Below are 26,170 nucleotides of genomic sequence, written 5' to 3'. Positions count from 1 at the left end.
CCTTCGTGTTTTCGATGGTTACTGCTCGATCGGGACCCACTCCTGCTTGGCGTAGTCCCAGCGCCAGCCGTCCTGCTCGTAGACCGGCAGGTCGCCCTCGGTGGTCTGCGCAGGCTGCTGCCAGGCCTGCTGACCGCCGGCGCCGCCGGTGCTGGCGCCGCCGGAGACGATGGTGCGGTCGCTGGTGTCGGGGGCAGCCGGGGCCGTCGGGTCTGCGGCCGGAGCGGCCGGGGCTGCCGGGGTGGAGGCCGCCGGAGCGGGAGCAGCGTGCGTCGCAGGAGCCGCGTTCTGAGAGTCCCAGGACTGGTAGCCCTGGGCAGGGGCCATGCTGTCGCCGCCGAAGGCGAGGCCCGCTCCGACGATCTCGGAGCCGTCCTTGTTGAAGAGCAGCGGATAGACGAACCCGGCGAGGGCGCCGCCGACCGCGGGGACGATCAGGAAGACCGGGAGGTCGACCAGCGCGTCGGTGCCCGAGAAGAGGGCGGGGCCGAACGAACGGGCGGGGTTGACCGAGGTGCCGGTCAGCGGGATGCCGACGAAGTGGATCGCGGCCAGGGCGAGACCGATGGCCAGCGGTGCTGCGGTCGCGTTGGTGCCCGCGCGCTTGTCGGTGACACCGAGGATGACGAAGACGAAGATGAACGTGAGCACGAGCTCGACGAGGATCGCACCGATGAGTCCGGTGCCGGCTCCGTCGCCCCAGCCGTTGGAGCCGAGGCCGCCGTCGTTCCACGAGTTGTAGCCGGACGAGAGCGCGATGAGGAACAGCACGATCGCGCCGATGACGGCGCCGACGAACTGCGCGCCGATGTAGGCGCCCGCGTCCTTCCAGCTGATCCGGCCGGCCGAGGCCACGCCGAGGGTCACGGCCGGGTTGAAGTGACCGCCGGAGATGCGGCCGAAGGTGTAGGCGCCGATCACGACGGCGATACCGAAGGCGAGGCCGACAGCCGCGACCTCGAGGCGCCAGGGCGAGTTGCGCAGGCCGGCGTGGGTGACGCCGGCGAAGACCGCGACGACTGAACCACAGCCGAGGAACACGAGAATGAAGGTCCCGATGACCTCGGCTGCGAGTTTCTGGATGAAGGTCGGCTCAGCTGCCGACAGAGATTCCTCGGTCATGTCCCCTTAAGCCCTTCAATGTCGGTTGACGTCGGTCAGACCCTTCGATGCCCGAGAAGCTGGTCCGACCGGCGGACAGACCTCTCAGGCATCAGCAGTCACCTGAACAACATGGAGGTGTTGTCACACAGTAACTCTTTTGCGACGGCACATCGTGGTGCTTAGGTAGGGCGGGGCGGTGTCGCATCGTGTATCAGGTATCTTGACGTCAAGGCACTTTCCGGATGCCCGGGTCCCCGACCACAGTCAGCAGCACCGCAGATCGCAACTTGTCAGGAGTAGCCAAACCAATGGCCGCACGAATCATCTACACCCACACCGACGAGGCGCCGCTGCTCGCGACGTACTCCTTCCTTCCGATCGTCTCGGCCTACGCGGCCAAGGCGGGCGTCGAGGTCGAGACGCGTGACATCTCCGTGGCCTCGCGCATCCTGGCCCAGTTCGGCCTGGCCGACGACGCCCTCGGCGAGCTCGGCGAGCTGGCGAAGACGCCGGAGGCCAACATCGTCAAGCTCCCCAACATCTCCGCCTCCGTCCCGCAGCTGAAGGCCGCGATCAAGGAGCTGCAGGAGAAGGGCTACGAGCTCCCCGACTACCCCGAGGCGCCTTCCACCCCCGAGGAGGAGGAGATCCGGGCCAAGTACGACAAGGTCAAGGGCTCCGCGGTCAACCCGGTCCTGCGCGAGGGCAACTCCGACCGTCGGGCGCCGGGCTCGGTCAAGGCGTACGCCAAGGCCCACCCGCACACCAACAAGCCGTTCGGCGAGGGCTCGAAGACCGCCGTCGCCACCATGGGCGAGCACGACTTCAAGTCCAACGAGAAGTCCGTCACGCTCGCTGCCGACGACACCCTCTCGATCGTTCTCGAGAAGGCCGACGGCTCGACCGAGACCCTCCTGGCCGAGCTTCCCGTGCTCGCCGGTGAGATCGTCGACGCCACCAAGATGGAGGCCGCACACCTGCACGCCTTCCTCGCCAACGCCATCGCGAAGGCGAAGTCCGAGGACGTGCTGTTCTCGCTGCACCTCAAGGCGACCATGATGAAGGTCTCCGACCCGATCATCTTCGGCCACGTCGTGAAGGCCTTCTTCAAGGACGTCTTCGACAAGTACGGTGACGACCTGGCCAAGGCCGGTCTCTCCGCCAACGACGGCCTCGGCTCCATCCTGCCGGGCCTCGACGCGCTGTCCAACGGCGCCGAGATCAAGGCGGCGTTCGAGTCGGCGCTGGCCAACGGCCCGCGCCTTTCCTACGTCAACTCCGACAAGGGCATCACCAACCTGCACGTCCCCTCCGACGTGATCATCGACGCCTCGATCCCGGCGCTGGTCCGCAACGGCGGCAAGCTGTGGGGCGCCGACGGCGGCGAGGACGACACCCTCGCGGTGATCCCGGACTCCTCCTACGCGGGCGTCTACGAGACCGTCATCGAGGACGTGAAGAAGAACGGCCCGCTCGACCCGGCCACGATCGGCACCGTCCCCAACGTGGGTCTGATGGCGCAGAAGGCCGAGGAGTACGGCTCCCACGACAAGACCTTCGAGATCTCCTCTGCTGGCACCGTGCGCGTGCTGAACAAGGCCGGCGAGGTGCTCATCGAGCACGACGTCGAGGCCGGTGACATCTGGCGCGCCTGCCAGACCAAGGACATCCCGGTCCGCGACTGGGTGAAGCTGGCCGTCAGCCGCGCCCGCGACTCCAAGACCCCGGCCGTCTTCTGGCTCGACGAGTCGCGCGCCCACGACGCCGAGCTGATCAAGAAGGTCACCACCTACCTGACCGAGCACGACACAGAGGGTCTCGAGATCAAGATCCTCTCGCCCGACCTCGCCACGGCGTACTCCCTCGAGCGCCTGCGCAACGGCGAGGACACCATCTCGGTCACCGGCAACGTGCTGCGTGACTACAACACCGACCTGTTCCCGATCCTCGAGGTCGGTACGTCGGCGAAGATGCTCTCCATCGTCCCGCTGATCGCCGGTGGCGGCCTGTTCGAGACCGGTGCGGGCGGCTCGGCCCCGAAGCACGTGCAGCAGCTGGTCGAGCAGGACTACCTCCGCTGGGACTCGCTGGGTGAGTTCTTCGCGCTGGTGCCCTCGTTCGAGAAGTACGCCGAGCAGGCCTCCGCCCCGGCCGCGAAGGTGCTCGCCGGTGCCCTCGACCGGGCGACCGCGACCTTCCTCGAGAACGACCGCTCCCCGGGTCGCAAGCTCGGCACCACCGACAACCGCGGCTCGCACTTCTACCTCGGCTTCTACTGGGCCCAGGAGCTCGCCGCGCAGACCGAGGACGCCGAGCTCGCTGCGGCGTTCAAGGGTCTCGCCGAGACGCTCGCCGCCAACGAGGACAAGATCGTCGAGGAGCTTCTCGCGGTCCAGGGCAAGCCGGCCGACATCGGCGGCTACTACCTGCCCGACGCCGAGAAGGTCACCGCAGTGATGCGTCCCTCCGCGACGCTCAACGAGGCGATCGACGCGTTCTGACCGTTTCGGCGGTCGAGCCGACGGCCCAGCACGGACTCCGTGCTGGGCCGTCGTCGTCTTCCGGACACCTTCCCGGGCGGAGTGACCTTGGTCTCCAAAACTTTCTTCTGATTCCTATAGATGCAGGTCAGCGTCGTGTTCGTCGCGGCGATGGGGCGGAAAACCTTTAGGTGAGTGTCGGTGGTCACGAATACCGTGATCTTCTGATGACTGCGACGCTCTCGACTCCGCCCGCGCCCACTTCGGGCAAGGCTCTCGGAGTCCCCGCCAACCCTGTCGACCCGAGCCGACAGGTCGACTGGCGACGCCTCAAGGGGCCGGTGACGGTTGCGGCGCTGGTCGCCCTGGCGATCGCCATGGTGGCGCAGTCGATCGGCACCGTCGTGGCCGGTCGACTAGCCGAGAACCCGACCGCCAGCCTGGTCGGCTGGCTGGCGCTGTGCGTGATCGGCGCCTCGCTGGTCGACTCGACCGCCAAGATCGGCTGGGTCGGGGTCGCCGACCGGGTCGAGGGCAAGCTGCGTGAGGACGTGCTCCAGGCCGCCATGCGACAGCCGCTCTCCGAGCTGAGCGAGCAGGCAGTCGGGGAGATCCTCGACCGCGTCGACGACGACTCCCACGAGGTCGGCAACCTGCTGCGCTGGCAGTTCTGGATGCTGTTCCGCTCGATCTTCGCGGCGCTGCCGATGTGGATCGTGGCCAGCTTCACCTGGTGGCCGGCGGCGATCCTGTTCCCGCTGCTCGCGGTGGTGACCTGGTTCGTCATCCGCCGACTGCTGGGCGAGATCTCCCGGCTCAAGGTCATCGAGGAGGCTTCCTGGACCGACCATGCCGCCGTGCTCGAGGAGGGCATCGCGGGTCGTGACGACCTGCGTACGAGCCTGGGGCAGGAGCATGTCGTCGGCCGGGTCGCGAGGCTTTCGGCCACGGTCCACGAGAAGTTCCGCGCCGTCGTCACGGTGGAGGCGAAGGTCGGCAGGCGCGCCGGCGTCCTGCTGCACTCCCTGCTGGCCGGTATCGGTCTCGCCGGGGTGGCGCTCGCCGCCAACGACCGGCTCGGGATCAGCGCGCTGGTGACGTTGTTCCTGGTCACGAGCACGTTCGTGGGTCAGATCGCGATGCTCGCCAACCACCTGCCCGACATCCAGGCAGGCCTGGGAGCGGTCATCCGGCTGCGTCAGATGATGGCCTCCGAGCCGGAGCCCGAAGGTGGCGCTCCGGTGCCCGACGGGGGAGCGCTGGAGGTCGACCTGCGCGACCTGACCTTCTCCTACGCCGAGGGCACCTTCGCTCTTCAGGGCATCTCGCTCACGGTTCCCGCGGGCGACACCATCGCCCTGGTCGGCCGCACCGGCTCGGGCAAGTCGACGCTCGCCTCGCTGCTCTCCCGGGCGGTCGAGCCGCCGTGCGGCTCGGTCTTCCTCGGCGGCGTGGACGTGCGCGACCTCGACCTGCAGCAGCTGCGGGCCTCCGTGGGCGTGGTGACGCAGCGTACGGAGATCCTGGCCGGCACGCTCGCCGAGAACATCACGCTCTTCGACGACCTGCGGCCGCGCGAGGACATCGAGCGGGCAGTCGCCCGGCTCGGGCTATCCGAGTGGGTCGCGGGTCTGCCCGGCGGACTCGACACTCTGCTCGGCCCCGGCGGCACCTCGCTGTCGGCGGGGGAGGAGCAGCTGGTCGCGTTCGCCCGGCTGCTGGTGCGTGACGTGCGCGTGGTCGTCCTCGACGAGGCGACCGCACGGATGGACCCGCTCACCGAGCGCCGGGTCGTCGCGGCCGCCGACCGGCTGCTGACCGGGCGTACGGGCATCCTGATCGCCCACCGGCTCTCCACGATCGAGCGGGCGCCGCACGTGGCCGTGCTCGACCATGGCCGGGTGATCCAGCACGGCCTGCGTGCCTCTTTGGCGACCTCGCCGGGCCCGTTTCGTGACCTGCTCGAGGCCAGCCGCACCGATCATCACGACTCACCCTCGCCCGATGCCAAGCCTGTCGACCACTCGACCCTTGACCACGTCGCGAGCGGCAATGTGGGTGGGACGCGGCGCTCGGGTGAGCCGCCCGTGGTAGCCGAGGTCGGCAACGGTCCGTCGCTCGCCCGAGGGATCCTGCACGCCCTGTTCATCCGCCCCGAGTGGGGCGTCGCGGGTGCGCTGCTCTTCCTGTTCGCCTCGATGACCGGCGCCCAGGGCGCCTTCACCGGGCTGCTGTGGGGCCTGATCGTCGAGTCGCTGCAGGACGGCGGCAGGCCGACAGTGATGTCGGTGCTGCTCGTGGTCAGCCTGCTGGCCGCGCCGCTGATGCTGGCCGACGCCTTCTACCGCTACCCGCGCTGGTGGATCGAGGTCATGCTGCGCGCGCGGATGGCCGTCCTCTACGGCCAGACCAGCCAGCACCGGCTGACGCGCACCCCGCCGGGTGAGGTCGTCGCGCGGTCGATGGACGCCGACCGGTACGCCCGCTACGCCGACCGCTGGGTCGACTTCGTCAACGGCCTCGTGATCGCGACGATCACCGCTCTGCTTGCCGGCACCGCGCTCGCCGGAGCCGTGCTCCTGGTCGTCATGGTCGCCTCCGCGCTGGCCTCGGCGGTCGGTCGACCCATCGCGGGTCGTTCGGCCTCAGCCTCCTCCGCTGCTCGCGCCCGGTTCGGCCGCGCGGTGGTCTCCGCGCTGGAGTCCGTACGCACCGTGAAGCTGGCCGCGGCGACCCCGCAGGTCCACGCCCACCTGCAGCACGTGGACGCAGGGAGGGTCGAGGCGGCGGTGAAGGAGCATCGGGTGCAGGCGTTCCTCGACGGAGTTCCTGCGCTCATGGTGCAGTGCGGCGTCGTGGCAGCCTGGGGGATCTACTTCGGCGGCGGCTGGGGCCTGGCCACCGCGCTGCTGGTGGCCAACGCCGTCTCGGGCTTCGACTGGTTCGGCCGGGTGGCCGGCATGGTCGTCACCGAGGCTCCCGGCACGCGTGCGTGGCAGAAGGAGACCAGCCGGTTCGCCGGCGGGCGTGACCTGATGGACCTGCCTCCGGGTGTCGATCTGGTCTCCGGCGAGGCCCCGGCGCCGGCCCCGGTCGAGCAGGTTCCGCTCCACTCCGTGGAGCTCTCGGCCCTGTCCGCGGTCCACGACGACGGCACCATCGGTGTCTCCGACGTCTCGCTCACCATCTCGCGCGGCGAGCTGGTCCTGCTCGTGGGCCAGGTCGGCTCCGGCAAGTCGTCCCTGCTGGCTTCGATGGCCGGCCTCATCGAGCACACCGGCACGATCCGGTGGAACGACGAGCTGGTCGAGGACCCCCAGTCCTTCCTGAGGCCCGGCCAGGTCGCGTACGTCGCTCAGGTGCCGCGGGTGCTCTCCGGCACCTTCTCCGACAACATCCGGCTGGGCCACGACCGGCCGTTCGACAGCCCGGTCGCCGACGCGCGGCTCGAGCTCGACGTCAAGGAGGCAGGCGGCCCCGACGCGATCGTCGGCCATCGCGGCGTACGCCTCTCCGGGGGGCAGGTCCAGCGCCTCGCCCTGGCGCGGGCGCTGGCGGCGGAGACCGAGCTGCTCCTGGCCGACGACGTCTCCAGCGCGCTCGACGCGGCCACCGAGATCGAGCTCTGGCGGGCGCTCCGCGACCGGCACACCACGGTCATCGGAGCCACCTCGAAGCGGGCCGCGCTCGCTCAGGCAGACCGGGTCGTCGTCATGGTGAACGGCGAGGTCGCCGCGGTGGGTCCGTGGACCGAGCTGGCTCCGGCCTGGTCCCACCTGGCCGGCTGACCCTGCCGAAGCGTCACCCCCGTCGTTCGAGTGGGCACGTCGGTGCCCACTCGAACGACGTACGTGACGCCTCGGTCCGCGGGGGTGACGCCTCGGCGTCAGGCGGCCTCGTCGTGCTCGAGCGTGCGGCGCAGCGCAGCAGCATCCACGTCGAGCGCCCGTAGTGCAGCATGGCCTTCTCCCTCCGCGCGGAGGATGCCGAGCAGGATGTGCTCGGTGCCGATCGAGCGGTCCTCGAGCCTGATCGCCTCGCGCAGCGACAGCTCGAGGACCTTCTTCGCATCCTTGGTGAAGGGGATGTGGCCGCCGAGCCGACGGCGCGGCTTACCGCCGTCGAGCGCTCCCGCGCCGAAGACCTCCTCGACCTTGGAGCGCACCGCGTCCAAGTCGATCCCGAGCGTGGACAGGGCGTCGGCGTCGTCGTTGCCGAGGCGCCCGTGGGCCCGCTCGACCTCCGCTCGCAGCCTGGCTGCATCGACGCCGCAGTCTGCGAGCGCGCGGGCGGCGGTCGAGTCGCTGCTGGCGCGGATCGCGAGCAGCAGGTGGTCGTCGCCGATGCGCTCGTGACCGAGCTCGGCGGCGTACGTCTGTGCGGCAGTCACCGCATCGCGGGCCGGTCTGGTGAACCTCTCGAACATCACATCTCCTTCGCGTACTTCTTGTGGACCGCCTGGCGACTGACCTCCAGCGCGTCGGCGATCTCCTGCCAGGCCCACCCCTGTCGGCGGGCGTTCACCACCTGCAGTCGCTCGAGCGAGTCGGCGAGGCGACGTAGTGCGAGCGCGGCACGCAGGCCTGTGCTCGGGTCGGCGCTCGCGGCCGACTCGGCGAGATCCTTGGCATCCGTCATGGTGTCAATATAAGTTGACGACGCCAGGTTGTCAATAAAAGTTGACACCTCCCGTCGAGGCGTCACGTACGTCGGCCGAGTGGGCACGCCGATGCCCACTCGGCCGACCGGAGTGACGCTTCGGCAGGGACGCGGGTCACACGGATTCACGGAATAGCCCCTGAATCGCCGAGGGTTAGGCAGTAGTGACCGACATCGCCAGCCCCGAGACCGCCGTCCGACCGGTCACCCCAGTCCGGTTCGTGATCGCGATGCTCGCCCTCGCGATGGGCGGGTTCGCGATCGGTACGACCGAGTTCGTCACCATGGGCGTGCTCCCCGAGATCGCCGAGGGTGTCGGGGTCGGCACCTCCACGGCCGGCCACCTGATCAGCGCCTACGCGGTCGGGGTGGTGGTCGGCGTACCGATCCTGTCGTTCTTCGTGGCCCACCTTCCGCGGAAGGGGCTGCTGCTGTCGCTGATGGCGGCGTACGCGCTCTTCAACGTGCTCAGCGCTGTCGCCGTCGACTACCAGATGCTCCTGGTCGCGAGGTTCCTGGACGGCCTGCCGCACGGCGCCTACTTCGGCGTCGCGACCATCGTCGCGACGTCCATGGCCGCCCCCAAGCACCGCGGCCGGGCCGTCGCTCTGGTGATGCTCGGGCTCTCGGTCGCCAACGTGATCGGTGTCCCGTTCGCGACCTGGCTCGGGCAGAACGCCGGCTGGCGGGCTCCGTACGCCGCAGCAGCAGGTCTCGCGCTGCTGACCGTGCTCCTGGTGCAGGTCTCCGTGCCCCACTTCCCGGGTGACGCGAACGCGACCGGTCGCAGCGAGGCCGGCCGGTTCTTCACCAACAAACAGGTCTGGCTGACGATGCTCGCCGGCGCGATCGGCTTCGGCGGCATGTTCGCGGCGTACTCCTACATCTCCCCGATCGTCACCGGCACCGCCGGGCTCGCGGAGGGCGCGGTGCCGTGGTTCGTCTTCGCCTTCGGCGCCGGAATGGTGGTCGGCACCTGGGTCGCGGGCGAGCTGGCGCGATGGTCGGTGATGGGCTCGCTGCTCGCCAGCAGCCTCGGCATGGTGGCGGTGCTGACCCTCTTCTGGCTGGTCGCCCCGGCCGGGTGGTGGCTCGCGCCGGTCGCCTTCCTGACCACCGCGGTGGCGTCGGTGCTGGTGATCAACCTGCAGGTGCGCCTGATGGACGTCGCCGACGACGCGGTGACCCTCGGCGCCGCGATGAACCACGCGAGCCTCAACATCGCCAACGCGCTCGGCGCCTTCGCCGGCGGCATGGCGCTCGACCTCTGGAGCGCCCGCGAGGCGCCGCTGGTCGGCGCCGGCCTGGCCGTCGCCGGGATGGTCGTGCTGCTCTGGAGCACCACGATCCACCGGCGTCAGGCCTAGCAGAGCGCCGAGTCGGCTCATCCTGACGCCAAACGATGCCGAGTCGGCGCGTTAGAACGCGCCGACTCGGCGAAAATCTTCTAGAACTCGGTCCCATCGTCAGGCGCCGAGGCGGTGGCCGCCTCGACCGCCGCGAGGAACCCGTCGGCCCAGGCCTTGGAGTCGTGGTGACGGACGGTGTCCCACAGCCCGCGCATCCGGTCCTTGGCCTCGGCCTCGTCCATGTCGACGGCCTGCAGGAAGACCCGGACCATGTCGGTGACGTCGTGAGGGTTGGTCAGCACCGCGCCGCGCAGCTCGGCGGCCGCGCCGGCGAACTCGGAGAGCACCAGGGTGCCGCTCGTGCCGAGGAGGCCGTGGACGGCGACGTACTCCTTGGCGACCAGGTTGAGGCCGTCGCGCAGCGGGGTGATCCACATGAGGTCGGCGTTGGCGTAGTAGGCCAGCAGCTCCTCGAACGGGATCGGCCGGAAGTAGAAGTGGACCGGCATCCAGCCCATCCGCGAGAACCGGCCGTTGATCCGTCCGACGGCCTGCTCGATCTGGTTCTGGAGCGTCTTGTAGACGGTCATCTCGCCGGCCGCGGGCACGCACACCAGCACCAGCGACAGCTCGCCCAGCAGCGACGGGTCCTCGAGCAGTGCCCGTTCGAAGGCCTCGAGCTGCTGCAGCACACCCTTGGTGTAGTCGAGGCGGGAGACTGCCAGTGCGATCCGCTGCCCCTCGAACTCGTCCTTGACCCGGGCGATAGAGGTCTGCACCGCCGAGGACGCCAGGGTCTCCTCGATCCGCCTGGTGTCGACGCTGACCGGGTTGGCGCCCAGGTGCACCCGGCGACCACCGACGTCGATGACCGACGGCATGACGTCGAGGCCCAGTGCGAAGCCGTACGTCCGGAAGCGGGGAGCACAGTCCTCCGTCTCGATCACCTCGACCGGGGCCACGCCACGGGCCACGTCGACGAAGTTCTCGACCTGGCGGGGGATATGGAACGAGATGTAGTCGCACTGCAACAGCGAGCCGATGATCTCGCGGCGCCACGGCACCACGTTGAACACGTCCGCGCCCGGGAAGTGCGTGTGGTGCAGGAACGCGATCTTCACGTCCGGCCGCATCTCCCGCAGGTAGGCCGGAACCATCCACAGGTTGTAGTCGTGGATCCAGACGATGCCGCCGTACGCCGCCTCGGCCGCCGCCTGCTCGGCGAACGCCCGGTTGACCCGGCAGTAGACCTTCCAGTCCTCCTCCTTGAACTTCGCGCGCTCCCAGAAGGTGTGCAGCAGCGGCCAGAACGCCTCCTTGGAGAAGCGCTTGTAGAAGACGTCGACGTCCTTCTTCGACAGCGGCAGCCGGGAGGCCACCAGGCCGGGATAGAGCTTGGGGTCGACGACCGTGTGGGTGGCGAACTCGCCGCGCTTGGGGTCGTCGACCGACCAGGCGACCCAGGAGCCGGTGCGCTCGGTGAAGAAGGACAGCAGCGTCGGGATGATCCCGTTGGGCGACTTCGGTCGCCGGCGCTTGACCTCGCCCTCCTCGATCACCTCGTCGTAGGGAAGCCGGTGGTAGACCATGACGAGGTCGGACTTCCCGGGGTCGTCGGCGTCGTTCTCCGGGTCGTAGATGTGCTCGTCGTCGAGCAGATTGAAGTGCCGGATCGCCTGCAGGATCCCGCCGGTGCCGGGGGCGGTCGCGTGCAACGTACGCTCCTGGTCGCGGGTCGCGTCGAGGAGCTTGTCCTCGGCCTCGCCGACGCAGACGCCCTGGAACCCGATGTCGTACATCGCCAGGTCGTTGAGGGTGTCGCCGGCGACCAGCACGCGGTCCTTGGGGATGCCGAGGTGCTCGACGAGCTTGGTGACCGTGTGGCCCTTGTTGATCCCGCCGGGCAGCACGTCGAGGTAGTGGCTGAGGGAATAGAGCAGGTCGCAGCCGATCTCCGCGACCAGCGGCGCCAGGTCGGCGGTGACCGCCTCCGGGTCGCAGAAGTAGGAGACCCTGCGGTCCTGGGGCACGTTCTGACGCACCAGTCCGGGCCGGTCGCCGATCTTCTCGAGCACGGCGAGCTCGCCGGGCCACTTGGCGGCGATCTCCTGCTGGATGGGCTCGACCGCGAGCAGGTCGTGTCCGGTCACGACGGTGGCGCCGACGTCGCAGATGATGAAGTCGGGCGTCGGGATGGTCGGGTCGGCCAGCAACGGCAGCACCGACTCCAGCCCGCGACCGGTGACGAAAGACAGGAGTACGTCCTCGCGGCGGCTCAACGTTTGATACAGCTTGACCTTCGCCTCGGGGTCGCCGGCTAGGAAGGTTCCGTCCAGATCGGTCGCAAGCAGCATGCGTGTATCGGCAGCGGACGTGGGGTTCACAAGTCTCCTCGAGGGTCGCCTGGCCTCGAGGCCGATTCGGCAGCTGGCCCGAGGCTGCGGACCCCTGGGAGGATCCGCGGGTCGGCCAACCACGTTAACAGGGACGGATGTCGCGCCGGGAACAGGGATTTGACGGGGCATCGAATCATCACTGAGTAGAGCCTCTCAAGAGATCCACAAACTCCTAAAATTGGCCGTGTCTGTTCGATAACCCCGTCGAGGATCCGTCGTTGATGGGTCATGCGGATCCTGCCCGCGGCCTTCCAGACCGCGGGCGACCACGGTCCTCGACGTTGATCACGGGGGGCGCCGAGGCCCATGGCCGGCACGCAGATCGGTGCCGCGGGCAGGATCCACAGCTCGTACAGATCGGTCCTCGATCCACTTCCTCCCACCATTTCGAGCCTTTCGGCGGGTGGCTGACAGAATGCGCACATGACCGGCAGCACCGCTCCTACGACTAGGCCCAGGGTCCTCTCCGGCATCCAGCCGACTGCGGACTCCTACCACCTCGGCAACTACCTCGGCGCGGTCCGGCAGTGGGTGAACCTGCAGGAGGAGCACGAGCCGTTCTTCTTCATCGCCGACCTGCATGCGATCACGGTCGAGCAGGACCCGAAGGTGCTCCGGGAGCGTACGCGGCGCGCCGCCGCCCAGCTCCTGGCCGCCGGCGTCGACCCGGAGCGGTCCGCGATCTTCGTCCAGTCCCACATTCCGGAGCACGCCCAGCTCGGCTGGGTGATGCAATGCATCACCTCCTTCGGCGAGGCCCGCCGGATGACCCAGTTCAAGGACAAGTCCGCCAAGGGCGGTGAAGGTGCCGCCTCCGTCGGCCTCTTCTCCTACCCGATGCTGATGGCCGCCGACATCTTGCTCTACCGCCCGGCGTACGTCCCGGTCGGCGAGGACCAGCGGCAGCACCTCGAGCTGACCCGTGACCTGGCGCAGCGGTTCAACAGCCGCTACAAGAAGACGTTCAAGCTTCCCGAGCCCTACATCCTCAAAGAGGTCGCGAAGATCTACGACCTCCAGGACCCGGCGATCAAGATGTCCAAGTCGGCGTCGTCGCCGACCGGCTTGATCGACATGCTCGACGACCCGAAGGTCTCGGCGAAGAAGATCCGCTCCGCGGTCACCGACTCGGAGATGGAGATCCGCTTCGACGAGGAGGCCAAGCCGGGCGTCTCCAACCTGCTCCGGATCTACTCCGCACTGACCGGCTCCGACATCGACACCCTGGTCGGCAAGTACACCGGCAAGGGCTACGGCGACCTCAAGAAGGATCTCGCCGAGGTCGTCGTCGACTACGTCACGCCATTCCGCGAGAAGACGCATCAGATCCTCGAGGACCGGGCGTACCTCGACGGCATCCTGCAGCAGGGTGCGGAGAAGGCGAGCGTCGTCGCCCGCAAGACCCTGGCCGACGTCTACGAGCGGGTTGGCTTTGTGCCCCCCGCGTCGCCTCTCGGCTAGTAAGGTCGGCGCATGCGCACCATCGGTGTTGCCATCGCTATCCCGGAGCCATGGGCAAGTCAGCTCCAGGACTACCGGACGTCTCTCGGGGACGCGACGGCGACCATGATCCCGACGCACATCACTCTCGTTCCACCGACGGAGATCCACGACGATCTGCTGCCGGACGTCGAGAGCCATCTCGAGTCTGCGGCCGCGCGGGTCGCCCCGTTCGGGGTGCATCTGCGCGGCACCGGCACCTTCCGGCCGGTCTCGCCAGTGGTGTTCGTCGCCGTGGTGCAGGGCATCTCAGGTTGTGAGCAGCTGGCCAACACGGTCCGGCAAGGGCCGCTCGACCAGAAGCTCACGTTTCCGTATCACCCGCATGTCACGATCGCTCATGACCTTCCCGACGCTAGCCTCGACAAGGCTTTCGGTGAGTTGGCCGACTTCGAGTGCGAGTGGTCGGTCGAGGAGTTCCACCTCTACGTGCACGACGACACGGATGGCTGGCGCCCGACGCGGGAGTTTGCACTGAGAGCAGCACTGACCGGCTGAGGCGGGCTCGCTTCCCGCCCACCTTTCGACGGATGGGGGATCTCGGGATGGAGAAGATCAAGGCAAAGGTCGCCGAGCTGCGCGCTCGCTTCCCGGCGCTGGACCGGGTGGTACGCACGCAGGAGCACTATGGCGAGGTCGGTGCCGCCCAGCAGGCTGGGGCGATGACCTATTTCGGCTTCCTGTCGACCTTCCCGATCCTCGCGCTCGCGTTCTTCGCCGTGGGCGAGATCGCCAAGGTGTACGCCGGCGCCGAGAGCGACCTCGTCGAGGCGATCGACCAGGTCCTGCCCGGGCTCGTCGGCAACGGCCCCGGCCAGCTGAAGATCGCCGACATCGAGAGCGCGGCCGGCACCGTCGGGATCATCGGTGTCTTCGGTCTGCTCTACGCCGGCCTCGGCTTCGTCGACGGGCTGCGCAAGGCCCTCGAGGCGGTCTTCGTGATCCCCGACGACGCTCAGCCCGGCTTCCTGGCTGCGAAGCTGCGAGACCTGGTCGCCCTGGTCGTGCTCGGCATGATCCTGCTGGTGGCCGTCGCGGTCACCGGGCTCATCCGTACGTTCTCGGTCAACGTCCTGGAGTTCATCGGCCTCGATGACGGCTTCGGCTGGCTGGTCGTCCTGGTCACCCTGGTGCTCGGTCTGGCGGCCAACACCGTGCTCTTCTTCTCGATGTTCCACCTGGCGCCCCAGAAGGGCACCCCGAAGGGCCCGCTGTGGGCAGGCGCGGTGCTCGGCGCGATCGGCTTCGAGATCCTCAAGCAGGCCTCCACCATTCTGTTGAAGGCCACCCAGGGCCAGCCCGCCTTCCAGGCCTTCGGCATCGCCCTCATCCTGGTCGTCTGGATCCACTACACCTCGATGGTGATCCTGTACGCCGCCTCGTATGCCTACGTCCGGGCAAACCCGAGCGACCCGGCTGATGGGGCCGATCCGGCCGATCCGGCCGATCCGGCCGGTCACCAGGACGACACCGACGGATGAGAGAGTCGTACTCATGAAGCTCGAGAAGACTGACGGCGCGCTCCTCCTGGTGATCGGGATCTGGACGATCGCGATCTGGACCAACTTCGGCCGCAACCTCGTCAAGACCGCCAAGGACCCGGAGCAGACCCGGCCCAAGCCCTATTACATCGCCCACGCGGTGCTCGTAGTCGTCGATGTCCTGCTCGGCGGGCTGCTGATCAAGCTCGGCGTGCAGCGGCTGCTGACGCGCGGATAGATCTATCCTCTGGCGGAGTCGGCAGTATCGAGGTGGTCGACCAGCTCGGTGAGCTGGTCGCGCAGTGCGAGCGCCTCGTCACGGGTGATCCCCATCGACGCGCCGAGCTCCTGAGGTACGTCGGAGACCTGCTCCTCGAGGTCCCGGCCGTCCTCGGTCAGGCTGACCAGCACCCGGCGCTCGTCGCCAGGGTCACGTTCGCGTCGTACGAGGCCGGCCGTCTCGAGGCGCTTGAGCAGAGGCGTCAGGGTGCCGGAATCGAGCCGCAGGCGCTGACCGAGGGAGGTCACCGAGAGCGGCTCGTCGCTCTCCCAGAGCACCAGCATCACCAGATACTGCGGATAGGTCAGCCCGGTCCCCTTGAGCAGCGTCACGTAGCGCTTCGTGACGGCTCGGGTCGCTGCGTACAGCGGGAAGCAGAGCTGCGCGTCGAGCGCGAGCTGCGGATAGGTACGTCCGGACACATCCACCAGTCTACCCCCTTGCGCGATTAAGTTGTGCGCAATACAGTTGTGCACATGACACCGATCTACACAGCCACCGCAGTCAGCACCGGCGACGCCCGCAACGGCCACGTCCAGTCCACCGACGGTCTCATCGACGCCGACGTCCGTATCCCCAAGGAGATGGGTGGCGCCGGCGGTGCCACCAACCCCGAGCAGCTCTTCGCCGCCGGGTACGCCGCCTGCTTCCATTCGGCGCTCAAGCTCGTCGCCGGCAAGGCCAAGGTCGACATGACCGACTCCGAGGTCGTCGCCGACGTGAGCATCGGCGACAACGGCCAGGGCGGCTTCGGCCTGGCCGTGCAGCTCGAGGTGACGATCCCCGGCACCGACCCCGTGACCGCCCAGCAGCTAGCCGACCAGGCCCACCAGGTCTGCCCGTACTCCAACGCCACCCGCGGCAACATCGAGGTCAAGCTCACCGTCGCCTGACCCAACCAGATACGACGGGACGTTCTTGTCGGTTACCCATCGGTAGACCGACAAGAACGTCCCGTCGTATCTGGCGTTGTGGCGTGTTATCCACAGGCGGGCGGGTGGGCGGCCTATGCCTGGGCGGGGGCGCGCTGGTTCGACGGGGTCGACGGGAAGGGCGATGCGCGACCCGTGCCGATCGTCATCACCAACCATCGCTATCGGACACGGCCGGGCATCCGGTTGACCGCGGAGCGGATGTCGAAGAGCGAGGGGTACGTCCTCGACGGCGTCAACGGGACCCACCCCCTGCGTTCCGCCGCCTACGAGGCGCGTCATGCGACGTCGCTCCGGCAGGCAGTGGTCGCGCTCGACATGGCGCTGCAGACCGATCAGGTGTCGATCGCCGAGCTGACCGACCACGCCGACGCTCAACGGCTGGTTCGGGATCGCGCGGCTCCGTCAGGCCATCGCCCTCGCCGACGAGAACAGCTGGTCGCCGATGGAGCCCGAGATGCGGCTTCACTGGCAGCTCGACCTCGGGTTGCCGCATCCGTTGTGCAACCACCCGATCTTCGATCTGGCCGGCAACCACATCGGGACGCCGGACCTGCTCGATGTCGAAGCAGGGGTCGTTGGTGAGTACGACGGTGGCCTCCATCTCGCCGGGGAGCGCCGTGCCGGCGACATCCAGCGCGAGAGTCTTTTCCGCAGGTCTGGGCTGGAGTACGTCACCATGACCTCGATCGACCGGCGAGACCCGACCCGGTTTCTGCGGCGTACGCAGGAAGCGCGGGAGAGAGCACTGCGCTTTCGTCCAGAGCGCCGATGGACCGTGGATCCGCCGAACTGGTGGACCCCGACGGTCACGGTAGAACAGCGCCGATCCTTGACGGCTGCCCAACGAGAGCGCTTCCTGAAGAACCGCGCCGCCTGAGATGGATACGACGGGACGTGCTTGTCGATTTACCCGTCAGTAACCGACAAGAACGTCCCGTCGTATCCGGAGATCGCGAAAGGGCCGCTCTCCCGAAGGAGAGCGGCCCTTTCGGGTGGAACCAGAGCGTCAGCCGAGGATCATCGAGTTGCGAAGGTCCTTGTTCAGCTGCGAGATCACGTCTAGCGGGATCTCCTTGGGGCAGGCGGAGGCGCACTCACCGATGTTGGTGCAGCCGCCGAAGCCCTCGTGGTCGTGCTGCGCGAGCATCGACTGCACGCGCGAGTAGCGCTCGGGCTGGCCCTGCGGCAGCTCACCGAGGTGGGTGATCTTCGCGCCGAGGAACAGCGAGGCGGAGCCGTTGGGGCAGGCGGCGACGCAGGCGCCGCAGCCGATGCAGGTGGCCGTGTTGAACGCCCGCATGGCCTTGTCGCGCGGGGCCGGCACCGAGTTTGCCTCGGGGGCCGAACCGGTGTTGGCCGAGATGTAGCCGCCGTTCTGGATGATCCGGTCGAACGCGGAGCGGTCGACGATCAGGTCCTTGACGATCGGGAACGACGCGGCGCGCCACGGCTCGATGGTGATGGTGTCGCCGTCCTTGAACGAGCGCATGTGCAGCTGGCAGGTCGTGGTGACCTCCGGGCCGTGTGCCTCGCCGTTGATCATCAGCGAGCACATGCCGCAGATGCCCTCGCGACAGTCCGAGTCGAACGCGACCGGCTCCTCGTCGTTGTGCAGGAGCTGCTCGTTGAGCAGGTCGAGCATCTCGAGGAAGGACATGTCCTGCGAGACGCCGTCCAGCTCGTACGTCTTGAGCGCACCCTTGTCGGACGCGTTGGCCTGCCGCCAGATCTTGAGCGTCAGCTTCATTACTTGTACGACCTCTGCTTCATCTCGATGGCGGTGTAGATCAGGTCTTCCTTGTGGAGGATCGGGGCGCCGTCCTCGCCACCGAACTCCCAGGCCGCGACGTAGGCGAACTCGTCGTCGTGACGCAGCGCCTCGCCCTCCTCGGTCTGGGACTCGCTACGGAAGTGGCCGCCGCAGGACTCGCGGCGGTTGAGCGCGTCGATGCACATGAGCTCACCGAGCTCGATGAAGTCGGCGACGCGGTTGGCCTTCTCGAGGTCCTGGTTGAGCGAGTCGGCGGAGCCGAGGACCTTGACGTTGGTCCAGAACTCCTTCTTCAGCTCCCGGATCAGGCCGATGGCCGTCTTGAGGCCCTCCGCGTTGCGGTCCATCCCGCAGTATTCCCACATGATCTGGCCGAGCTCCTTGTGGATGGACTCCACGGAGCGCTCGCCGTTGATGCTCATCAGCTTCTCGACCCGGGACTTGACCCCGTCGAGAGCCTCGACCACGGCCGGGTGGGACTCGTCGACCTTGTCGAACGGGCCGTCGGCGAGGTAGTCGGTGATGGTGTTCGGCAGCACGAAGTAGCCGTCGGCGAGGCCCTGCATCAGCGCCGAGGCGCCGAGGCGGTTCGCGCCGTGGTCGGAGAAGTTCGCCTCACCGGTGCAGAACAGGCCGGTGATGCTGGTCTGGAGCTCGTAGTCGACCCAGAGCCCGCCCATCACGTAGTGCACCGCGGGGTAGATCCGCATCGGCACCTCGTAGGGGTTCTCACCGGTGATCCGCTCGTACATGTCGAGGAGGTTGTCGTACTTCTCCTCGATCTTGTCCTTGCCGAGACGCTCGATCGCGGCGCCGAGGTCGAGGTAGACGCCACGGCGGAACTTCTTCACCGAGCCGTCGGGCTGGGTCTCCTCGACCTCCGGCCCGACGCCGCGGCCCTCGTCGCACATGTACTTCGCGGCACGCGAGGCGATGTCGCGGGGGACCAGGTTGCCGAACGCCGGGTAGATCCGCTCCAGGAAGTAGTCGCGGTCCTCCTCGGGGATGTCGCGTGGGTCCTTGGTGCAGTCCTCGGCGTTCTTCGGGACCCAGATGCGGCCGTCGTTACGCAGCGACTCCGACATCAGGGTCAGCTTCGACTGGTGGGCGCCGGTCACCGGGATGCAGGTCGGGTGGATCTGCGTGTAGCAGGGGTTGGCCATGTAGGCGCCCTTGCGGTGCGCGCGCCACGCGGCCATGACGTTCGACCCCATCGCGTTGGTCGAGAGGTAGAAGACGTTGCCGTAGCCGCCGGTGGCGAGCACGACCGCGTCGGCCAGGTGGGTCTCGATCTCACCGGTGACCATGTTGCGGGCCACGATGCCGCGGGCGCGGTCGTCGACGATGATCACGTCGAGCATCTCGTGGCGCGTGAACTCCTCGACGGTGCCGGCGGCCACCTGGCGCTCCATGGCCTGGTAGGCACCGAGCAGCAGCTGCTGACCCGTCTGGCCGCGGGCGTAGAACGTACGCGACACCTGGACGCCACCGAACGACCGGTTGTCCAGCAGACCGCCGTAGTCGCGGGCGAACGGGACGCCCTGCGCCACGCACTGGTCGATGATGTTGGTCGAGACCTCGGCGAGGCGGTAGACGTTCGACTCGCGCGAGCGGTAGTCACCGCCCTTGACCGTGTCATAGAAGAGCCGGTAGTCGGAGTCGCCGTCCGACTTGTAGTTCTTGGAGGCGTTGATACCGCCCTGGGCGGCGATCGAGTGGGCACGACGCGGGGAGTCCTGGTAGCAGAACGTCTTCACGTTGTAGCCGGCCTCGCCGAGCGTGGCGGCAGCGGCGCCACCGGCCAGGCCGGTGCCGACGATGATCACGTCGAGCTTGCGGCGGTTGGCCGGGTTGACCAGGCGGTTCTCGAACTTGCGGGTCGTCCAGCGCTCCGCGATCGGGCCGGTCGGGGCCTTCGGGTCGACGAGCTTGTCGCCGAGCACGTAGTAGCCCGCGGCGTCGTCGGATTTCTGGACCGATGCCTCGTTGGTCGGGGTGAGGCCGGGCAGGTAGTGGGTTCCAGCAGCCATGTGTGTCAGATGTCCTTACGAGATGACGCCGAAGACGGTGAACAGGGGAACCAGCGAGAAGCCGCCGGCGACCACGATCGCGACGACCCAGCCGGCGACGCGGGCCCTGGCACGCGACTCAGCGGTGTTGGTGAACCCGAGCGTCTGGATGGCGCTGAAGGTGCCGTGGTGCAGGTGGAAGGCGAGCGCGAGCATCGAGGCCAGGTAGATGAGGACCATCCACCACTGCTCCGGCTGGAACGCGTTGATCAGCAGCTGGTAGGGGTTCTCGGTGATTTGCGGAGTCTGCCCGCCCTCACCCACGTTGACCTTCACGATGGTGAACTGGAGCAGGTGCCAGACGACGAAGAGGAGCAGCGCCACGCCGCCCCAGCGCATGGTGCGCGAGGAGAGCGACGAAGCCTTGTTCTTCTTCACCGCGTACTTCACCGGGCGCTGCGCGTGGGCACGGATGGAGAGCGCGACCGCCGAGCCGACGTGCGCGACCAGCGAGCCCAGGAGCACTATCCGCAGGATCCAGAGGAGCCCGCCGTACGGCAGCATCGGCTCCCCGAACGTACGCAGGTGCTCGGCGTACTCGTTGTAGGCCATCTCGCCGCTGAAGGCTTTGAGGTTGCCGTACATGTGCGCCAGCACAAACAGGATGAAGACGATGCCGCTGGCCGCCATAAGGAGCTTCAGGGCGATCGTCGAGCGCGTCGACCGCGCGCCTTTGATCAGAGTCGTGGTTGCCACGGCACGCACGCTACTACTCCCGCTACCCGAACTTGTACGCAGGGAGTATGTGACATTTCAGTCTCTGCTGGGGCGGGCGAGGTTACTGACGAGTATCATCGCGGTGAGTTAGGCAAGCCTAACAGCACGATGGGCGTCGTTCGTCTCGGTGGCGTGAGATCGTGAGGAGCGGGCTGCGTCGAGCGAGACCAGCCGGGCCAGCAGCTCGTCGACGGCGTCGCTCCAGGGGCGCGTCGCGACCAGCTCGCGACCACGGTCGCCGAGCAGGCGCCGACGAGGGTCGGAGACCACCGAGGCGACCGCGTCGGCGAGCTCCCGGCGGCGGGCCGGGTCGTAGAGCACGCCGGTCTCCATGTGGTGGACGAGCTCGGCGGCCGCGCCGGCGCGCGGGGCGACCACCGGGACGGCGCTGGCCGCGGCCTCACGCAGGATGTGGCCGCATCCCTCCTCCTCGCCGGGGTGGACGAGCACGTCGAGCGAGGCGAGCGCGATGGCCATGTCGCCGGTGCCCAGAGGTCCGGTCAGCTTCGCCTGCGGGATCCGCTGCTTGAGCCATCCGCGCTGCGGTCCGTCGCCGATGATCACCAGGCGGATGCCGGGCACGGTGGTCAGCTCGGCGAGGCGGCGTACGCGGTGACCCTTGGCCAGATTGCCCGCGTAACCGACCACGACCAGCGGGGTGGGGCGCGACTTCGCCTTGGCCCAGCGGCGGTGCAACCAGTCGTCGCGCAGAGTGGGGGAGAAGGCGGCGGTGTCGACCCCGGGCTCCCAGATCTCGGCGCGGACGTCGATCGCGGCGAGCAGGCGCCGCAACCACTCGCTTGTGACAAAGATCTCGTCGGCGTAGGCGGCGATCGAGGTGTTCCAGGTCAGCGCAGCCTTGGGAGGGACGAGGGACTGCTGGACGACCAGTGTGGTCGCGTCGGCCGCTGTCGGGGACGAGAGCGCCTTGCGGCCCAAGGGTCCCGGGTCGAAGCTGACCACGACGTCAGGAGCGAAGGACTCCAGGGCGCTGCGTACCTGACGGCCAGTCTTGGCGATCGGCGAGACCCGGACGACGCGACTGTTGCGATAGACCGGCAGGCCGGGGCCGGGGGCGATGAACCGCACCTCGTGCCCCGATTCGATCAGGCGGTCGGCGATGGCCTTCACCGTGGTTGTGACACCATCGATGGTAGGAAAGAAGCTCTCGGTGACCAGCGCCATCTTCATGCGACCAGCGTCCTGCTCCGGGGTGGCGAGAGCGCGACAGGTGCGTTGATCTGGGATGAACCGTCGGCGTAGTGGCAGGCTTTCCGCGCGGCCAGCGGGCCCAGTGACGACGACCAGGGTGATGAGGACAATCAGTGGCGGTATCCAGACGGGTCCGGACATTCTCGGCGGCGCTCGCGGTTGCGGGGATCGTGGGGATGACGGGCTGCGGTGAGGCACCGACGCAGAAGCCGTCCGCCGAGCCGTCCGCCGAGCAGACCGCGAGCGAGACCCCGGCATTCGAGATGCCGGTGGAGAAGCCCAACCTGTTGATGATCACGGTCGACGACCTCTCGGCCTTGGACATGGACTATCTGCCGAGTGTCAAGCGGCTGGTCGGCGAGAGCGGAGTGACCTTCTCGGACGCGGTCGCGCCGACACCGATCTGCGTGCCGGCCCGAGCCTCCCTGCTCTCGGGGCAATACGCCCACAACCACGGCGCCCACACCATCCACGGTCCTGAGGGTGGCTACCCGTCCTTCGACGACTCCGAGACCCTGGCCACCTCGCTGCAGGATGCGGGCTACACGACGCTGTTCACCGGGAAGTACCTGAACGAGTACGGCGTGGGCAAGAGCCGGCGCGACGTACCTCCGGGGTGGGACGAGTGGCGCGCGACGATCGATCCGTCGACCTACAACTATCTGGGTGCGAAGTTCAACGTCAACGGACGCGTCGTCAAGCCGAAGGGCTACTCGACCACGGTCATCACCCAGCAGGCGCAGGCCGCGCTGAAGGATGCGAAGAAGCGGGCTGCCCGATCGACGAACCAGACCGAGGGCCAGACCGAGGGCCAGACCGAGGGCCAGACCGATAGCCGGGCGAAGCCGTGGTTCCAGTGGGTCAACTACGTCGCGCCCCACCTCGGCGGTCCGACGCAGAAGGGCGACCCCAAGCAGCGCTTCCGGGGCACCAAGGGCGCGATCGGCGTTCCGGTCCCGGACGCCCAGGACCGGGACGTGTACGCCGACAAGCCGATCCCGCCGCAGCCCAACCTGTTCCCGGAGGACCGGCAGGAATTCCCCAAGGGCTCACCGTCGCGGAAGCGGCCGACCCAGATCGAGAAGGACGCCTACCGGATCTCCTACCAGCGACGGATCGAGTCGGCGCGCAGCCTGGACCGCAACATCGCCTCGCTCCTCGAGGGGTTGAAAGCGAGCGGTGAGCTGGCCCGGACGCTGGTCGTCTTCACCTCCGACAACGGCTTCTCGAGCGGCTATCACAACTTCAACGGCAAGCTCTGGTACTACCAGGAGAGCCTCGGGATCCCGGTGCTGATGAGCGGGCCCGGTGTGCCCAAGGGACGTGCTGTGGCGACGCCGCTCACGAATCCCGACATCGCCACGACGCTGCTCGCGGCTGCCGGTGCCGACGACCCGCACGAGCCCGACGGCATCGACATCCTCCCGTGGCTGAGCGCGCCCGAGCAGGCCCGCGTCATCCCGATCGAGGCGTGGCCGACCTCTGACGGCACCTCCCGGCTCTGGTCCGGTGTGCGCGTGGGTCGGTGGACCTATATCGAGCTCAGCACCGGTGGCGTCGAGCTCTACGACCGGGTGGCCGACCCCTACGAGATGAACAACCTCGCCGACGACCCGGCCCACGAAGAGACGGTCTCGCGCCTCGCGGAGTTGACCGACAAGTATCGCGACTGCTCCGGCGACAGCTGCCCCAAGGAGATGTACGCAGCCGACCGCCCGCTCGATCTCGCCGGTCTCTGAGGCGCGCAACGTCGGGGTAGTCCGGTAGCAAACTGCCCATTTACTGGTCAGTAATAGGCAGTTTGCTACCGGACTACCTCGACGCCGCGTTAAAGTAGACTAAATAACTCGTATTACTTAGGAGTGTTTGGTCATGTCGCTCGGCAACCTGTTCACCCGCCGCAAGCGGGCCGCCGTGGCGACGGCTGCGATGAGCGCCCTCGCGGTGACCGGGCTGGTGCACGAGCCGGCCGCGGTGGCAGCCGCCGCGACGCGTACGCCTGGTCTCGAGCGGCCTGTGGAGAAGCCGAACCTGCTGATGGTCACGGTGGACGACCTCTCCTCTCTCGACATGGACCATCTGCCGCAGGTGCGGAAGCTGGTCGAGCGGGCCGGGGTCTCCTTCGCCGAGGGGATCGCGCCGACACCGATCTGCGTGCCGGCCCGGGCCTCGTTGCTGACGGGGCAGTACGCCCACAACCACGGTGCGCGCACGATCGAGGGGCCCTACGGCGGCTATCAGGCCTTCGACGACTCCTCGACGGTGGCCACCTCGCTGAAGGATGCGGGCTATTCGACGATCCTGGCGGGGAAGTACCTCAACGGCTACGGCGAGGGTGCGACCCGCGGCGAGGTGCCGCCCGGGTGGGACCAGTGGCGCGCGACCGTGGACCCGTCGACCTACAACTTCCGGTCGCCGAAGTTCAACGTCAACGGCGAGATCATCAAGTCGAAGGGCTACTCCTCGACCGTCATCACCGAGCAGGCGAAGGCCGGCATCGCGGCCGAGCGCCGGTCGGGGAAGCCCTGGTTCGCCTGGGTCAACTACGTGGCACCGCACCACGGCGGGCCCTCGGGACCCGACGACCCGAAGAAGATCTACCCCGGCACCGACGCCGCGGTGTCGGTGACCGTGCCCGATGCTCAGGACCGTGGCCACCACGACGGCGTGCAGATCCCGGCGCGGCCCAACCTATTTCCCGAGGACACCTCCGGCTATGCGAAGGGGTCGCCGGCGCGCGGGCAGTTCGACCCGCGCCAGAAGAACGCCCTCCGGATCGCCTATCAACGCCGTCTCGAGGCCAATCGCAGCCTGGACCGCAACATCGCCTCGCTTCTGGTCGGGTTGAAGAAGCGCGGCGAGCTGAAGCGCACTCTGGTGGTCTTCACCTCCGACAACGGCTTCTCGAACGGCTACCACAACCTCAACGGCAAGCTGTGGCACTACGACGAGTCGCTGCGGATCCCGGTGCTGATGAGCGGCCCGGGGGTTCCGCGCGGCAGGACGGTGCGGACACCGGTCACCAATCCGGATCTGGCCGTGACGCTGCTGGCGGCGGCCGGGGCTCGGCCGCCGCGGACGCCGGACGGGATCGACATCATGCCGTGGCTGCGCGCGCCCGAGCAGGTGCGCGCGATCCCGGTCGGCGGCTGGCGGGTCGTCGACGGCAGCCGCCGACTCTGGTCCGGGATCCGGGTCGGCTCCTGGACCTACGCCCGCCTGCACACAGGTCAGGTCGAGGTCTACGACCGCTCCTCGGACCCCTACGAACAGCACAACCTCGCCGCGGATCCGGCGTCCGCGGAGACGGTGAAGGCCCTCGCGGCCCTGGCCGATCGCTACGAGACCTGTGCCGGGTCGACCTGCCCGAAGGACCTGTATGCGGCCGGGCGGGCCCTCGACCTGGAGGGGCTGTGACGAGGGTCGGCGACCTGGAGCGGGAGGCTGCGCGGGCTCGGCTCGTCGAGGCGTACGCCGCTGGGCGGCTCGATGCGCCCGAGCTGGAGTCGCGTGCCGCGGCGGTGTGGGGTGCGGTTCGGTCGGCCGACCTCGCCGCGGTGGTCGACGACCTGGGTGCGGATCCGGCTCCGCCCGGTGGGGCGGGCCCCCGCCTCGTACGCGATCTGCTGGTCTTCCTGATCTGCGGAGCGATCGCCGTCCTGGTCTGGCACCTTGCCGGCAGGGGGTTCTTCTGGCCCGTGTGGGTGCTGGTCTACACGGGCCTGCCGCTGTTGCGCCCCTGGCCCTAGGACTGCTTGGTGAGGGTGTCCGCGGGGACGCTGCCCGACTCGATCTCCCGCGCCAGCTCCTGGATGCGTACGCCGCTGGCGGTCCAGCCACCGGAACGCTCTTCGTGGATCGGGGTGAAGCCGCGGCGCACCTCGACGGTCCAGTGGCGGCCGAAGGCCACCCGGGCGCCGATGGCGAAGGGGAGGACGGCGAGCAGCAGGACGAGCTCGATGCCGGTCAGCAGCATGACCGCGACGACCACGACGATGATCGGTATGGCGATGACCAGCCAGAGAATCATCAGGATCGCGCTGATCGGATCGTCGCCGGACGGCGGGCTGATCGGGAGCTCGAGCCCGTCGAGACTCAGCCGACGTGACTTCCGCTGCCACGGGACCCAGCGACGGGAGACGCGGTAGACCGTCCCGCCGGGAGTGCGTACCTTCACGGCGGTCAAACTAGTGCCGCGTCTCAGTTAGCGGTTGTAA

Annotated in this window: 22 protein-coding genes; 12 read left to right on the top strand and 10 right to left on the bottom strand. The window is 68.2% G+C overall.

All coding sequences use genetic code 11. The features are described 5' to 3' along the window. Positions 1-18 precede the first annotated feature (18 nt). On the bottom strand, positions 19-1,122 hold the full coding sequence (locus IEY84_RS01460) for an MIP/aquaporin family protein (RefSeq protein WP_221208421.1): 1,104 nt from the start codon (positions 1,120-1,122) through the stop codon (positions 19-21). 290 nt (positions 1,123-1,412) lie between these two features. Here IEY84_RS01460 and IEY84_RS01455 point away from each other — a divergent pair, with 290 nt between their 5' ends. Together IEY84_RS01455 and IEY84_RS01450 are read left to right on the top strand one after the other, a co-directional pair. Then, complete coding sequence (locus IEY84_RS01455; RefSeq protein WP_183541537.1) at positions 1,413-3,605, top strand: NADP-dependent isocitrate dehydrogenase; 2,193 nt, start codon at positions 1,413-1,415, stop codon at positions 3,603-3,605. Positions 3,606-3,811: 206 nt separating this feature from the next. Beyond that, positions 3,812-7,372: an ATP-binding cassette domain-containing protein gene (locus tag IEY84_RS01450; RefSeq protein ID WP_183541535.1), complete on the top strand. Its 3,561-nt coding sequence runs from the start codon at positions 3,812-3,814 to the stop codon at positions 7,370-7,372. Between the two features lie 98 nt (positions 7,373-7,470). Here the strand turns inward: IEY84_RS01450 and IEY84_RS27045 are convergent, their stop codons facing one another. Both IEY84_RS27045 and IEY84_RS01440 read right to left on the bottom strand, forming a co-directional pair. Next, complete coding sequence (locus IEY84_RS27045) at positions 7,471-8,010, bottom strand: Clp protease N-terminal domain-containing protein (RefSeq protein WP_373292277.1); 540 nt, start codon at positions 8,008-8,010, stop codon at positions 7,471-7,473. Further along, positions 8,010-8,222, bottom strand: a complete 213-nt coding sequence (locus IEY84_RS01440) for a helix-turn-helix domain-containing protein (RefSeq protein WP_179656125.1) — start codon at positions 8,220-8,222, stop codon at positions 8,010-8,012. The genes IEY84_RS27045 and IEY84_RS01440 overlap by 1 nt, the downstream gene beginning before the upstream one ends. A gap of 185 nt (positions 8,223-8,407) precedes the next feature. Between IEY84_RS01440 and IEY84_RS01435 the strand changes: the two genes are divergently transcribed. Continuing rightward, complete coding sequence (locus tag IEY84_RS01435) at positions 8,408-9,610, top strand: MFS transporter (protein WP_183541533.1); 1,203 nt, start codon at positions 8,408-8,410, stop codon at positions 9,608-9,610. Positions 9,611-9,690: 80 nt separating this feature from the next. Here the strand turns inward: IEY84_RS01435 and ggpS are convergent, their stop codons facing one another. Continuing rightward, positions 9,691-11,946, bottom strand: a complete 2,256-nt coding sequence (gene ggpS, locus IEY84_RS01430) for a glucosylglycerol-phosphate synthase (protein ID WP_183541532.1) — start codon at positions 11,944-11,946, stop codon at positions 9,691-9,693. A 465-nt stretch (positions 11,947-12,411) separates the two neighbouring features. Here ggpS and trpS point away from each other — a divergent pair, with 465 nt between their 5' ends. From trpS to IEY84_RS01410, 4 genes are read left to right on the top strand one after another with little or no spacing between them, the layout of a single operon-like run. After that, on the top strand, positions 12,412-13,449 hold the full coding sequence (gene trpS / locus IEY84_RS01425) for a tryptophan--tRNA ligase (RefSeq protein WP_183541530.1): 1,038 nt from the start codon (positions 12,412-12,414) through the stop codon (positions 13,447-13,449). A 12-nt stretch (positions 13,450-13,461) separates the two neighbouring features. Then, complete coding sequence (locus IEY84_RS01420; RefSeq protein ID WP_183541528.1) at positions 13,462-13,986, top strand: 2'-5' RNA ligase family protein; 525 nt, start codon at positions 13,462-13,464, stop codon at positions 13,984-13,986. 47 nt (positions 13,987-14,033) lie between these two features. Continuing rightward, positions 14,034-14,969, top strand: coding sequence for a YihY/virulence factor BrkB family protein (locus IEY84_RS01415; RefSeq protein ID WP_183541526.1), 936 nt, complete (start codon positions 14,034-14,036; stop codon positions 14,967-14,969). Between the two features lie 13 nt (positions 14,970-14,982). Beyond that, positions 14,983-15,207: an SCO4848 family membrane protein gene (locus tag IEY84_RS01410; protein WP_141791899.1), complete on the top strand. Its 225-nt coding sequence runs from the start codon at positions 14,983-14,985 to the stop codon at positions 15,205-15,207. Positions 15,208-15,209: 2 nt separating this feature from the next. On the opposite strand, the gene IEY84_RS01405 is transcribed toward IEY84_RS01410, so the two are convergent. Then, positions 15,210-15,677, bottom strand: a complete 468-nt coding sequence (locus tag IEY84_RS01405; RefSeq protein WP_183541524.1) for a MarR family winged helix-turn-helix transcriptional regulator — start codon at positions 15,675-15,677, stop codon at positions 15,210-15,212. A gap of 48 nt (positions 15,678-15,725) precedes the next feature. On the opposite strand from IEY84_RS01405, the gene IEY84_RS01400 reads away from it, so the two are divergent. Together IEY84_RS01400 and IEY84_RS01395 are read left to right on the top strand one after the other, a co-directional pair. Then, a complete protein-coding gene (locus IEY84_RS01400) occupies positions 15,726-16,142 on the top strand; it encodes an organic hydroperoxide resistance protein (protein WP_183541522.1) in 417 nt (138 codons plus the stop codon). Positions 16,143-16,638: 496 nt separating this feature from the next. Further along, entirely contained in the window at positions 16,639-17,061 is a 423-nt protein-coding gene (locus tag IEY84_RS01395; protein ID WP_183541520.1) for a hypothetical protein, read from the top strand. A gap of 129 nt (positions 17,062-17,190) precedes the next feature. Here the strand turns inward: IEY84_RS01395 and IEY84_RS01390 are convergent, their stop codons facing one another. The 4 genes from IEY84_RS01390 to IEY84_RS01375 form a co-directional block, all read right to left on the bottom strand. Next, complete coding sequence (locus IEY84_RS01390) at positions 17,191-17,931, bottom strand: succinate dehydrogenase/fumarate reductase iron-sulfur subunit (RefSeq protein WP_183541517.1); 741 nt, start codon at positions 17,929-17,931, stop codon at positions 17,191-17,193. Next, on the bottom strand, positions 17,931-19,985 hold the full coding sequence (locus IEY84_RS01385) for a fumarate reductase/succinate dehydrogenase flavoprotein subunit (protein WP_183541515.1): 2,055 nt from the start codon (positions 19,983-19,985) through the stop codon (positions 17,931-17,933). Before IEY84_RS01385 ends, IEY84_RS01390 begins: the two co-directional genes overlap by 1 nt. A 15-nt stretch (positions 19,986-20,000) precedes the next feature. Continuing rightward, complete coding sequence (locus tag IEY84_RS01380) at positions 20,001-20,720, bottom strand: succinate dehydrogenase cytochrome b subunit (protein ID WP_183541513.1); 720 nt, start codon at positions 20,718-20,720, stop codon at positions 20,001-20,003. A 108-nt stretch (positions 20,721-20,828) separates the two neighbouring features. Next, a complete protein-coding gene (locus IEY84_RS01375) occupies positions 20,829-21,932 on the bottom strand; it encodes a glycosyltransferase (RefSeq protein ID WP_183541511.1) in 1,104 nt (367 codons plus the stop codon). 134 nt (positions 21,933-22,066) lie between these two features. Here IEY84_RS01375 and IEY84_RS01370 point away from each other — a divergent pair, with 134 nt between their 5' ends. The 3 genes from IEY84_RS01370 (at position 22,067) to IEY84_RS01360 (ending at position 25,702) form a co-directional block, all read left to right on the top strand. Beyond that, the gene (locus IEY84_RS01370; RefSeq protein ID WP_229788211.1) at positions 22,067-23,692 is read left to right on the top strand and encodes a sulfatase-like hydrolase/transferase; all 1,626 of its coding nucleotides are present in this window, start codon (positions 22,067-22,069) and stop codon (positions 23,690-23,692) included. A gap of 133 nt (positions 23,693-23,825) precedes the next feature. Beyond that, complete coding sequence (locus IEY84_RS01365) at positions 23,826-25,370, top strand: sulfatase family protein (protein WP_183541509.1); 1,545 nt, start codon at positions 23,826-23,828, stop codon at positions 25,368-25,370. Beyond that, positions 25,367-25,702, top strand: coding sequence for a DUF1707 SHOCT-like domain-containing protein (locus IEY84_RS01360; RefSeq protein WP_183541507.1), 336 nt, complete (start codon positions 25,367-25,369; stop codon positions 25,700-25,702). Before IEY84_RS01365 ends, IEY84_RS01360 begins: the two co-directional genes overlap by 4 nt. On the opposite strand, the gene IEY84_RS01355 is transcribed toward IEY84_RS01360, so the two are convergent. Then, complete coding sequence (locus tag IEY84_RS01355; protein WP_183541505.1) at positions 25,699-26,130, bottom strand: hypothetical protein; 432 nt, start codon at positions 26,128-26,130, stop codon at positions 25,699-25,701. The genes IEY84_RS01360 and IEY84_RS01355 overlap by 4 nt on opposite strands. Positions 26,131-26,170 lie beyond the last annotated feature (40 nt).

The sequence above is a fragment of the Nocardioides albus genome (assembly GCF_014648255.1).
Lineage (GTDB): Bacteria > Actinomycetota > Actinomycetes > Propionibacteriales > Nocardioidaceae > Nocardioides > Nocardioides albus.
Note: the sequence above shows the minus strand (reverse complement) of the source record. Positions and strands in the feature narration are given on the sequence as shown.